Origin of the sequence: Pedobacter sp. FW305-3-2-15-E-R2A2 (assembly GCF_038446955.1) — a bacterium.
Lineage (GTDB): Bacteria > Bacteroidota > Bacteroidia > Sphingobacteriales > Sphingobacteriaceae > Pedobacter.
In genome coordinates this window covers 6,478,937-6,491,286 of the sequence record NZ_CP151803.1, presented here as the reverse complement: position 1 = coordinate 6,491,286, position 12,350 = coordinate 6,478,937, and the positions used below count along the sequence as shown (strand labels likewise).

The 12,350-nt window shown below is 41.3% G+C and carries 8 protein-coding genes and 1 tRNA gene; 5 read left to right on the top strand and 4 right to left on the bottom strand.

Annotation, left to right across the window (positions count from 1 at the left end; genetic code table 11):
• Window positions 1–30 precede the first annotated feature (30 nt).
• Complete coding sequence (locus AAFF35_RS26320) at window positions 31–3,060, bottom strand: DUF2723 domain-containing protein (RefSeq protein WP_342329461.1); 3,030 nt, start codon at window positions 3,058–3,060, stop codon at window positions 31–33.
• 416 nt (window positions 3,061–3,476) lie between these two features.
• Here AAFF35_RS26320 and AAFF35_RS26315 point away from each other — a divergent pair.
• The 4 genes from AAFF35_RS26315 (at window position 3,477) to pth (ending at window position 5,841) form a co-directional block, all read left to right on the top strand.
• Window positions 3,477–3,547: transfer RNA gene (locus AAFF35_RS26315), tRNA-Gln, on the top strand.
• Between the two features lie 71 nt (window positions 3,548–3,618).
• Window positions 3,619–4,560, top strand: coding sequence for a ribose-phosphate pyrophosphokinase (locus AAFF35_RS26310; protein WP_342329460.1), 942 nt, complete (start codon window positions 3,619–3,621; stop codon window positions 4,558–4,560).
• Window positions 4,561–4,592: 32 nt separating this feature from the next.
• On the top strand, window positions 4,593–5,171 hold the full coding sequence (locus AAFF35_RS26305) for a 50S ribosomal protein L25/general stress protein Ctc (RefSeq protein ID WP_342329459.1): 579 nt from the start codon (window positions 4,593–4,595) through the stop codon (window positions 5,169–5,171).
• A 109-nt stretch (window positions 5,172–5,280) separates the two neighbouring features.
• Window positions 5,281–5,841: an aminoacyl-tRNA hydrolase gene (pth, locus tag AAFF35_RS26300; protein ID WP_342329458.1), complete on the top strand. Its 561-nt coding sequence runs from the start codon at window positions 5,281–5,283 to the stop codon at window positions 5,839–5,841.
• Here the strand turns inward: pth and AAFF35_RS26295 are convergent.
• The 3 genes from AAFF35_RS26295 to AAFF35_RS26285 are packed head-to-tail and all read right to left on the bottom strand — an operon-like array spanning window position 5,831 to window position 11,788.
• Complete coding sequence (locus AAFF35_RS26295) at window positions 5,831–7,432, bottom strand: response regulator (RefSeq protein WP_342329457.1); 1,602 nt, start codon at window positions 7,430–7,432, stop codon at window positions 5,831–5,833. The genes pth and AAFF35_RS26295 overlap by 11 nt on opposite strands.
• A gap of 47 nt (window positions 7,433–7,479) precedes the next feature.
• Window positions 7,480–8,304, bottom strand: coding sequence for a protein-glutamate O-methyltransferase CheR (locus AAFF35_RS26290; RefSeq protein ID WP_342329456.1), 825 nt, complete (start codon window positions 8,302–8,304; stop codon window positions 7,480–7,482).
• 1 nt (window position 8,305) lies between these two features.
• Window positions 8,306–11,788, bottom strand: coding sequence for a response regulator (locus AAFF35_RS26285; RefSeq protein ID WP_342329455.1), 3,483 nt, complete (start codon window positions 11,786–11,788; stop codon window positions 8,306–8,308).
• 206 nt (window positions 11,789–11,994) lie between these two features.
• On the opposite strand from AAFF35_RS26285, the gene AAFF35_RS26280 reads away from it, so the two are divergent.
• A complete protein-coding gene (locus AAFF35_RS26280) occupies window positions 11,995–12,342 on the top strand; it encodes an arsenate reductase (RefSeq protein WP_342329454.1) in 348 nt (115 codons plus the stop codon).
• The last annotated feature ends 8 nt before the right edge of the window (window positions 12,343–12,350 follow it).

Below are 12,350 nucleotides of genomic sequence, written 5' to 3'. Positions count from 1 at the left end.
GGAATGCCCTTTTTTTATGGATTTTAAATCTTATTGTTGCGGTGGAAAGAAAGCAGAGAATCTCGCTTCTAACATCGCAAACTTATCATTCAGGTCTTTGCTGAGTTTCGTTTGTTTGTATTCAGCAGCAGTTCTTGCCATCTGGTTCAGGAAGGACATGCCCAACTGAACGTTTTGTCCGCCTACAAACTTCTTCTTGCTTTGAGAAACATCGGCAAGGTAAGTCAGTTCTTTTTCAATATAGGTGGCTGATCTTTCAATCAGTGTATTTGCTCTTTTCTGATCATTCAGCAGATATAGATTTTCTGCCATAAAATAAGCACCCATCATAGAACGCATGCCATAGAATTTCTCCGGCATCACTTCGAAATAACGATTCACTACCTTTTTAGCATCTTCTGTTTTACCTTCTTTAAGCAATCCTGAAACGGTATTGTTGAATACATTCGTGAAGATCGAAATGTCATCAGCTGATTGTGTATCCAGGTATTTTGCATTTTTAACATTCCCCCATACAAACTTGTTCATCACATTGTTGTATAGTGGTGCAATATTAAGCTGCTCATTTTTAGCGGCTGCAGTATCCGGTTTGAAAGGCATCAGACGTAAAGCCAGACCTTCATTATACAGATATTTATCTAATCCATTGTACTGATCAGAAGGAACTGTGCTTGCGAAGTAAATTGGTCTCTTCCAGTCGTTATGTACCAGGATGTCGAACATCGCCAACGTTCCTTTAGTTACATAACCTTTATTAAAGGTCCATTCCAATGCAGGAGCGATCCTTGCAGAATCCGCTGCCGTGGCAGCACCGTTTTTGATGGCATCTGCTTTATTGATCGTTAGTTTAAAGTTCTTTGTTGGAATGAAGTTTACTTTTCTTCCGTCGTTCAATGGAACTTTATCCTCATTATTTTCAGAAAGAAGGAGTTCCACAATGGTTTTTAACTCTACATTTCCTGCAATATCTTTATCCTGATAGTACATCACATCTCTTTCTCCCTGAACATATTGAGATTCTTTCATGGTAATCGGAAGTGGCGCAGATTCATTTTGTTTGCGTTTCATTCCATTGATGTACCAATCGGTATCGAATAAGCTCAGGTTAACCAAACGGATATCTGGTCTGATGTTTTCCACTTCCTGTGCATACCATAGGGGATACGTATCATTATCTCCATAAGTAAAGAGGATGGCATTCGGAGCGCAGGACTGCAGGTAGTCGACTGCAATATCATGAGCAACCATTTTCGTAGAACGGTCATGGTCATCCCATCCCTGAGCAGCCATAATGATCGGCGCAGCGAATAAACCTGCTACCGTTGCAAGGATTCCTCCGGTGGCAGGGGTCATCTTTTTAAAGATCCATTCCCTTAGGGCAAGGACACCAAATCCGACCCAGATGGCAAAGGCATAGAATGATCCTGCGTAAGCGTAATCACGTTCCCTTGGTTCCATTGGTTTCTGATTCAGGTACAATACAATGGCAATACCGGTAAAGAAGAATAAAAGGCCAACAATTCCGGCATCTTTCTGATTGCGTTTGAAATGCCATATCGCACCTAACAATCCCATAATTAAAGGAAGGAAGAAAAATCTGTTGTAAGCATTGCTTTCTGTGATGGAAGGAGGCAGGTTTTTCTGATCTCCAAGCATGATGCCATCGATAGGCTTGATTCCACTCAGCCATTGGCCTTCATAGATACTGCCTTGTCCCTGGTCGTCATTCTGTCTGCCAACAAAGTTCCACATAAAGTACCTCATGTACATCTGTCCAACCTGGTAAGACATCAGGAATCCGATATTGTCGATCAGGCTTGGGAAGTGGTCGTCACTAAAGCCCATCATGTCTTTATAGTACGCTACGTGACCTGGGTCTTCGCTATACATACGAGGGAAAGGAGTTGTTCTGTCATATTCGTATTCGGTCTTTTTACCGGCTACTTCATATTTTTCAGCACCTTTTCTATAAAGTGTTTTTCCTTCTATTACATTTACACCCTGAGAATTATAGTTAGGACCGAATAATAAAGGCCTGTCGCCATATTGCTCCCTGTTCAGGTATCCTAAGAAAGAGAAGGCATTGTCAGGAGAACTGTTGTTCAGGTTCGGGTTTGCTTTTGCACGGATAATGATCATCGCAAATGAGCCATAACCAAAAATGATCAATACCGTAGACAATAAGGCCAGGTTAAGGATCTTTTTCTCGTGTTTAATGGAATATCTGATTCCCCAGGTAAGACCTGCGATCAATAGGATGGCAAAGAAAATTACCCCGGTGCCAAAGCCCATTCCTAAGGTGTTGACAAAGAACAAGTCGAAATATGCACCAAATGAAACCAGGTATTGTATGATTCCATACTGGATCACCGCAAGAATCAGAATCCCTACAATTCCTGCTTTAATGGTTCCTGCAGTAGTTGGATTTTTTGTTTTCTTGAAATAATATACAAAGGCAATTGCCGGAATGGTCAATAAGTTCAATAAGTGAATCCCGATGGATAAACCCATGATATAAGCGATAAACAACAACCACCTGTCTGCACGGGGTTCATTGGCATTGGCTTCCCATTTCAAGATTCCCCAGAATACAATAGCGGTGAATAAGGAAGAAAGTGCATATACTTCAGACTCTACAGCAGAAAACCAGAAACTGTCGGAGAAGGTGTAAGCAAGCGCACCTACGATACCTGCACCCATGATAGAGATCAGGTTAGATTTGCTGACTTCTTCGTTCTCTTTTACCAGGACTTTTTTCGCCAATGCGGTAATGGTCCAGAATAAGAATAAGATCGTTGCGCCACTGGCAACCGCAGAACCTACGTTCATGAAATAAGCTACTTTAGTGACATCACCAAAAGCGAAGAGTGAAAAGAACCGCTGGATCATCAGGAACAAAGGGGCACCTGGTTGATGGACTACCTGCATTTTTAAGGCAGAGGCGATAAACTCACCGCAATCCCAGAAACTCACTGAGGGTTCTAATGTCAGGACATAGGTTACTGTAGCTATCAGAAAACAAATCCAGCCGGTAAGGTTGTTGATTTTTGAATAATTCATTTTTTGTATTGAATAGTTATTAAAGTCGAGCGAATAAAATGCAGCCGAAAATAAAGAATAAGATTGATAAACGCACAAAGTAATGGGGAGTTTAACAAATTTAACGAAGGATTAGGGGCGCCTTATTACAGTATCACTTATATGTTACCATAAGCAGGGCCGATTATTTTTAGAAAACTTACCTGGAGAACGCGGTCTTTTTGAAGACATGAATTCTCTTCTTCAATTTTTTTTTAAAAAAGTTTAAAAAAAAGATCATCTACAACTTCCTGATTTTAAATAATTTATTTGCCCTGCAAAGCGGAGGGCTTAAATTATTTTAATTTTTTTTGTGCGAGCCCTTGCAAAAATCAAAAATGTGCGTACATTTGCATTCCCTTACAAAGCAAGCCTATCACGCTTTAAAAAGGAAAGATTGCCCGATAGTATAAAGGTAGTACAACGGTTTTTGGTACCGTTTGTCTAGGTTCGAATCCTGGTCGGGCAACAAAACATATTCGGATTGTGGTTTTACTCACAATCCGATTTTTTTTAACCAGCATTGATACACCTTCAATCATGCCATTGCAGTTTAACCCAGTTAAGCTTTTTGCCGGAACCGGTACAAAAGAATTAGCAATCAAAATTGCCGAAAGCTACGGCAAGCCTCTAGGCAACGTCACTTTAAACCGGTTTAGTGACGGTGAATTTCAACCTTCTTACGATGAAACAGTACGCGGTTGTGATGTCTTCCTAATCAATTCTACTTACCAGCCTAACGACAACTTAATGGAGCTTTTGTTAATGATTGATGCCGCAAAACGTGCATCTGCTCATTACATTACTGCTGTTGTTCCTTATTATGGTCTGGCCAGACAAGACAGGAAAGATAAACCACGTGTGGCTATCGGAGCAAAATTGGTAGCGAACTTATTAAAGTCTGCAGGTATCCACAGGATCATGACAATGGACCTTCACGCTGCTCAGATACAAGGTTTCTTCGATATCCCTGTAGACCACTTAGATGGTTCAGTGATCTTCGTTCCTTATATCAAAAGCTTAGGCCTGGAGAATTTAACCATTGCTTCTCCGGATATGGGCGGTTCTTACAGGGCACGTACGTTTGCAAAGTTCTTCAATGCAGAGGTGGTGATTTGTGATAAGAGACGTAAACGTGCCAATGAAATCGAATCGATGTCTATCATTGGAGATGTAGTTGGTCAGGATATCGTTTTAATTGACGACATTTGCGACACCGCAGGAACTTTGTCTAAAGCAGCAGCGCTGATCATGGAAAAAGGAGCGAAAAGTGTGAGAGCAGTTTGTACACACGCGGTGCTGTCGGGGAACGCTTATGAAACGATTGAGAACTCCATGTTGGCAGAACTGATCGTTACAGATACCATCCCGCTGAAACGTCAGAGTGATAAAATAAGGGTATTGAGTACCGCTGAATTATTTGCAAAAGCAATTGCCAATGTAAATGAACACGGTTCTATCAGTGACCTTTTTAAAGTTTAATATTTTAATACAACATATATAATCAATAAAAAATGAAAACAATCGCAATTAGCGGTTCTCCAAGAGAGAACGTAGGGAAACGCGATGCTAAAGAGCTTCGCTATGAAGGTAAAGTTCCTGCAGTATTGTATGGTGGTAAAGAGCAAAAACATTTTGCTGTAATTACAACTGAATTAAAGGATGCTATTTATACTCCTGAAGCAAACTTTGTTGAAATTGACATTAATGGTACTAAAACTAAAGCTATCATTAAAGAATTACAATTTCACCCGCTTACAGACCTATTATTACACGTAGATTTTCTTCAGTTATTTGATGACAAAGAGATCTTAATGGAAATCCCTGTTAAATTAACCGGTACTTCTCCAGGTGTTAAAATGGGTGGTAAATTAGTACAGAAATTACGTAAACTTCGTGTTAAAGCATTCCCTAAAGATATGCCTCAAACAGTTGAAGTGAGCATTGCTAAATTAGAAGTTGGAAACTTGTTCCGCGTACGTGACCTTGCAAAAGCTGACTACGTGATCACAAACACTCCAGAAGATACGATCGTATCTGTAGGAATGTCAAGAGCTTTAAAACAAGCAGAAAACGAAGCTAACAAGAAATAATTTCTTTCAGCTCATTCAAAAAAGCAGCATCGGCAACGGTGCTGCTTTTTTTGTGGAATAGATTTATGGTAAATGCTTGTTCTCATCTAAACTATTATATTTGCAGCACATGAAATACTTAATCGTTGGTTTAGGGAATATCGGTCCTGAATATATGGATACGCGACACAATATCGGTTTTAATATCGCTGATGAGTTGGTGAAAGACCTGGGAGGATCATTTTCGAACGTCCGCCTGGCTTATTATGCGGAGGTGTCTTTTAAAGGGAAAAAACTACATGTGATCAAGCCAACCACCTATATGAATCTGAGCGGTAAATCAGTCAACTATTATATGCAGGAGCTGAGAATCCCATTGGAGAACGTATTGGTGATCGTAGATGACCTGGCTTTGCCATTGGGTAAACTGAGGCTAAAAATGCAGGGCAGCAGTGCAGGACATAACGGGCTGAAAAGTATTGAAGGTCTTTGTGGCGGACAAGGTTATCCACGTTTGCGTTTCGGAATCAGTGATAACTTTGCCAAAGGCAGACAAGCGGATTATGTGCTGGGCCCTTTCGACAAAGATGAACTCCCGGAGCTTCCGGCATTGATTGATAAAAGCGTGGACCTGATCAAAAGTTTTGTGACCATAGGTCCGGCGCTTACCATGACTGCTTTTAATAAGTAGTATCTTCTATCCCGGAATACTTTGTTATTTTCTCGTGAAGGACCTCTAATTCGAAAGGTTTACTGACCACATCATTTGCACCGGCATCGATGGCCGTCTGCTTATCTGTTTCTAAAACAGCCGCAGAGAAGGTGATGATCGGAATGCTTTCCTTGCCTTTAATAAATCCTTCACGGATGAGTTTAATGGCATCAAGTCCGTTCATAACGGGCATAAAAGTGTCCATCAGGATGAGGTCATAGTCTGCATCTCTGAGTTTATCCAGCGCATCCTTACCATTTTCTACCACATCCGGGTTCACTTCCCAGTCCTTTAGTATTTTTACAATCAGAAATTTGTTGATGGGATTGTCTTCTGCAACAAGAACCCTTAATCCTTTAAAAGGGCCTAAATGAGGTTTGTTCATTTTTTTAACGACTACTGTATCTTTTAACACTTCATACCAATTGGTGAAACAGAAGGTGCTGCCTACACCTTCTTCACTGATCACTTCCAGAACCCCACCTTTTAACTTTGCGAGGTTTCTAACGATAGACAGGCCTAACCCCGTGCCCCCAAACTTTACGGTTGTTTGTTCATCCGCCTGTTCAAAGGTTTCAAAGATCTTATCAATATTGTTTTTGGCAATGCCGATGCCGGTATCTATCACTGAAAATTTGATCTGCAGGTTGTTTCCTTTTCTATCGAGAATTTCCGTTTTCAAAGTGACACTCCCCTGAATGGTAAACTTAATGGCATTTCCAATCAGGTTCATCAGAATTTGGTTCAGGCGAAGGGAATCTGCCAGGACCAGCTTTGGCAATTCCGCATCAAACTCCGTGATCAGGTCAAGCTCCTTTTCTATGGCACGGATGCGCAGCAGGTTCACTACCGAATTACAGATTTTTACAATATCAGTCTCTGAGCGGTTAATTTTAAACTTCCCGGATTCAATCTTTGAAAGGTCCAGAATGTCGTTGATGACCCCGAGCAGAGAGTCTGAGGAGATCTCTAAAAGGTTGATCATCTCTTTCTGTTCCGGTGTTAAATTCGTTCTTCCCAGGAGGTTGGCCAGGCCGATAATGCCATTGATCGGGGTACGGATTTCATGGCTCATATTGGCCAGGAAATTCTCCTTAATCCTTTTCCCCTGTTCCGCCTGTTCCTTCGCCTTGATCAGCTCTTTCTGGTATGCTTCCAGTTCATGGTTTTTCTTTTTGATCTCTCTTTCATTTCTCACCAGCTGGATAAAAGAATCTACTTTAGCAGAGGTGACATATGGGTCAAGTGGCTTGTACAGGTAATCTACTGCCCCGGTATTTAACCCCTTTACGGCATATTTTGTTTCTTTGGAAATAGCGGTCACAAATATGATGAGGATCCCTTTGGTTCTGGGGTTACTTTTTAAAATTTCTACCAGCTCAAACCCATCCATCTCCGGCATTTGAACATCCACCAGAGCGATGGCGATATCCATTTCCCAGGATATTCTTAACGCTTCATTGGGATTAGTGGTGGTAATAATATTGATGTCATCACGCTGAAGCAATGCCTCAAGGGCAATGATATTTTCAGGTCTGTCATCAACAATTAAGATATTAATCTTTTCCATAGGTCTCAGGTATGAGGTAGTGTTTCGGGGATGGTTTTGAATGGCCCCTAGGCTATTTTTTGGTAAATGTTATTTTTCTTGTCAATAATTTTAAAACGACCGGTTTCTGTACTTCTTAAAGTTTCTTTGGCCCCTAAACACAGGAACCCAAAATTAGCTAAACTATTATAGAATAACTCAATCACCTTCTTTTGCAGATCTGTATTGAAATAGATCAATACATTGCGGCAGGAGATGACTTGAAATTCGTTAAATACGCCATCCGAAGCCAGGTTATGTGCCGAGAACAACAGATTTTTTTTAAGGGAATGGTTGATTGATGCTGCTTCATAGCGTGCGGTATAGAAATCAGAAAGCGTATGCATGGTTCCTGTCTTTTGATAATTTTCAGAATACTGCTTCATCTTTTGTAAATCATAGATCCCATCTTTGGCGAAATCCAGTACATCATTATTGATATCGGTTCCGTAAAAGAAACTCCGGTCATACAACTCTTCTTCGGCAAACATGATCGCATACGAGTACAATTCTTCTCCCGTAGAGCAACCTGCATTCCAAACTTTAATCCTTTGATAGGAGCGGAGGTAGGGAATGATGTTTTCCTTCACCGACCTGTAAAACGCAGGGTCCCGGAACATTTCTGTCACGTTAACGGTGATCTCGATCAAAAAGGATTCGAAATAATCATGGTCGTTTGTCAATAAGGTACGTAAGTCAAATAAGCTTAGTTTTTGCAGTTGCATGATCCTCGTCACCCTTCTTTTCAGAGAGGCTGCAGAGTAGTCACTAAAATCAAAGCCATGAATGTTTTTTATAAAATCAATTAGTTCTGATAATTGATCATAGCTGATGTAATCCTCCTCCTTATGCATACTAACTTAACCACACCCTTAACATTGACAATAGTTTATCCATATCAACCGGTTTAGAAATATAATCATTTGCTCCGGCTTCGATACATTTTTCACGATCATTTTTCATGGCTTTTGCCGTTAATGCAATGATCGGTAGTTTGGCGAAACGTTTTTCCGTTCTGATGGCTTTCATGGCTTCATAACCATCCATTTCAGGCATCATAATGTCCATCAGTACCAGGTCAATCTGCTCTGAATCTTCCAGTCTTTCCAGGGCTTCTCTGCCGTTGTTGGCGATCACGATCTTCAGGTCATAAAGCTGTAATGCACTGGAAAGGGCGAAGATGTTCCGCATGTCATCATCAGTGATTAAAATGGTTTTGTCTTTCAGGACCTTCTCCATCGTAGAAACGCTTTTGCCTTTCACTGCTCCTGGTTTTGCAGGCGCAGAGGGGCCATCCTGTTTAAGTTTATTGATAAATAAGCTGACCTCATCGATTAAGCGATCGTTGGATTTGTTTGATTTCAGTACCATGGCATCGGTATACTTCATGATATGGGCCATTTTTTCCTGGTCCAGCTCCATCGCAGTGTTAATGATCACGGGAATATGTGCATGCAGGGCCTGCGATTTGATCTGGTCGAGCAAATCAAATCCGGAAATGTCGGGAAGCTTCAAATCCAGAATAATACAATCAAAGACCTGATCGTCCAGAAGGTCCAATGCTTCTTTTCCTGTGAATGCCTGTTTGACATCTACCCCTTTTTCAGTCAGCTGTTGGGTCAGTTCCCTGCTTTGTAACTCCTGATCTTCGATCACTAACACGCTTTTGAAATTGTATTTCAGGTAAGCGGCACTAAGGAGGTTAAAAGCTTCATCCAGCTGTTCTTTTTCAACTGGTTTCTTCAGGAAGCCTATGGCGCCTTCTTTTTTAGCTTTGCTGGCTTTTTCATTTCCCGCCGACATCATATGTACCGGGATGTGTTTGGTTCTTGGATCAGCCTTTAACTTTTTCAGAATGGTCCAGCCGTCCATTACCGGCAACATAATGTCCAGGACGATGGCGTCCGGTAAATGAGAAAAGGCCATTTCCAGGCCGGTATCGCCACTATGTGCGAGAATTGGCTGAAATCCTTTTTCCAGTGCATAGTCATTTAATACATCTGCGAAAACCACATCGTCTTCAATAATCAGTAAAGTCTGAGGATCATCCGCTTGTTTTGCCGGGCTGACTGCCATTTCCGGAACAAACGGAATGATGACTGCTTCTTCTGCAGGAGAATTGTTCAGGTGCTCGGGAAGCTGGAAGGAATTATTTCTTGGTACAAATAAAGTAAAGGTACTTCCTTCATTAGGTTTACTGTTCACCTGGATTTCTCCGCCAAGAATGTACGCCAGTTCTTTACTGATGGAAAGGCCAAGTCCTGTTCCGCCAAATTTCCTGCTCGTAGATCCGTCAGCTTGCTGGAAGGCCTCGAAGATCAGTTTTTGCTTGTCTTCGGGAATGCCGATGCCCGAATCTTTTACCGTGATGCCGATAATTTCTTCTGTTGTATTCCTTAAGCGGTCAGAGAAAAAGCGGGTTCCTCTGGATGGTCTGCTGATGCTGAGTGTGATCTGACCGTATTCCGGTGTGAATTTGAAGGCATTGGAGAGTAAGTTTTTAACAATCTGTTCCAGTCTGGCCTGATCGGTAAAAATATAGTCCGGCAGGTCATCTTCGATGATGGTGTTGAACTGGATCTTCTTACTTCTGGCAAGCTCGGTAAACAGGGATTCCATCCCATGTTTAATGGCATCTGGTTTTACCGTTTCTATGCTTAGGTCTACCTTTCCGGATTCTATTTTTGATAAATCCAGAATGTCGTTGATGAGACTGAGTAAATCATTTCCTGCATTATGAATAACGCCGGCATACTTAATTTGATCTTCATTCAGGTTTTCAGGCCTGTTTTCTTTTAAGATCCTTGCCAGGATCAGAATACTATTCAATGGTGTTCTTAATTCATGACTCATATTGGCCAGGAATTCCGATTTATATTTGCTGGAAATCTCCAGTTCTTCAGCTTTTAAGCTAATCGCTTCTCTGGCCTGGTTGATCGAAATGTTGCGTTCTTCCAGTTGTTGTGCTTTCTCCTCCAACTCCGCATTGGTCTGGCGTAATTCTTCCTGTTGTACCCTCAATTCTTCTTCCGACGACTGAAGCTGGTCTGTTTTGTACATCAGCTCCTCATTGGTGGTCCGCAGTTCTTCCTGTTGGCTCTCCAGTTCTTCGGCCTGTTGCTGGGTTTGTTCGAACAACGCTCTGAGTTTTACTCTTGCGATTGCACTGTTTACTGCAACACCAACACTTTCGCTAATGCTGTTCAGGAATAATATTGTTTTCTCATCAGGGTTCTCCTGAAGGCCGAGCTCAATCACGGCCAGGGTCTCATCTTCAAATACAATAGGAACAAGGTAAATACATTTTGGCGAGGTATTTCCCAAACCTGAACTGATTTTCAGGTAATCCAAAGGGATATTGTTGAGTAGTTTAACCCGTTTCTCTGAGGCAACCTGACCTATGAGCCCTTCTCCGATAGGGTACTGGCTTGTTTCTCCTTTTTTAGGCTGATAGGCATATCCTCCGGTAAATTTGAAAGTCTTTTTTGCGCTGTTGATCAGAAAGAAAGCACCGATAGGGGCATTGATGTAATTGCTGACCCTCGTAATGATATTGACCGAAAGCTCCTCGATCTCCTGTTCTCCACGCATCGCCTCATTTACGGTTGTTACGCCTGATAAAAGCCAGTTTTTCTGTTCATTTTCAACAGAAAGTTTTTCCAGCTGGAGATTTGATTCTCTGATATGAACTTCTGTTAATTTCTGCTGATCAAATGTTCTTTTGATATAGGTAAAGAGAAAGAGAATCAGAGAAAATATAATTAAAGAGCTGAGTAAAATGATCCAGGTACTTCTCTGACTGCTGCTTGCGGTATTCGCTTTCCGTTCTGCCAACAGGCGAAATTCTGTCTCAATCATTTTTTTGCTGATGAGCAGCATCTGGTCCTTATAATGTTGCCCACCTCCGTTTAGTACGCGGTCTGTAGCTCCTGCCTGTCCCTTACTGTCGTAAATCCGGATCACTTCCTGCATTTCTGCCACTTTTTTATGCGCGTAGGAATCCAAAGAATCGGCCCTTTCTTCTTGTTCAGGATTGTCACTGATCAGTTTCTTTAAATTCTGGACCGTCTCGAGTATCAGGGGGGCATTTCTATTGTAGGGCTTTAGGTACAAACTTTTCTGCGACAAAATAAATCCACGTAAGGCGCTTTCTGAGTTCAGAACCTGAGTTTCTACCGTCTTGATCAGGTCAATGACCTCGTAAGTATGGCTTTGCCATTTTGTATCTTCATTCAGTTTCTCCACACCGAAGTAAGAAGTGATGGCAGATACGAGGACAAACAATAAGGAAACAGTAAAACCTGTTAATACTTGTTGTTTAAAAGTTAGCTTAAGCATAGACATGAACAATTAGATGTTAAGAACTTATCTAAAATTGTGAATTAGGATTGAAATTAAAGTGTTCCACAAAAGGGTTTAAATTCGGTGCTGTCCTGTACTGAACTTGGTTTTTGGTTACCTCTTTTGCAATTTCAAGTCGCCCCCCACAGAGAGAGATAAAATCAACAACAATATTAATGATAATAAATTTTATTTTTGCTGATATGATCATATACGGAATACCAAATTGTAATACAGTAAAGAAAGCCAGGACCTGGTTGGCAGAGAATGGATTTAATCCCGAGTTCCACGACTTCAAAAAGAGTGGCATTACCGCTGAAAAGCTGAATGAATGGTGTGTAGCTTTTGGCTGGGAAAAGGTTTTGAATAAAAAAGGAACGACCTGGAAAAAGCTGACTAAGGAACAGCAGGATGCGGTTGTTGATCAGGCATCGGCAGTTCAGGTTTTATTGCAAAATACCAGTGCGATCAAAAGGCCCGTTGTTGAGCTTGATCAGAAAGCGGTACTCATCGGTTTTGAGGAAGACAGTTACCAAAGCCTTTTGAAGTAATTGACACG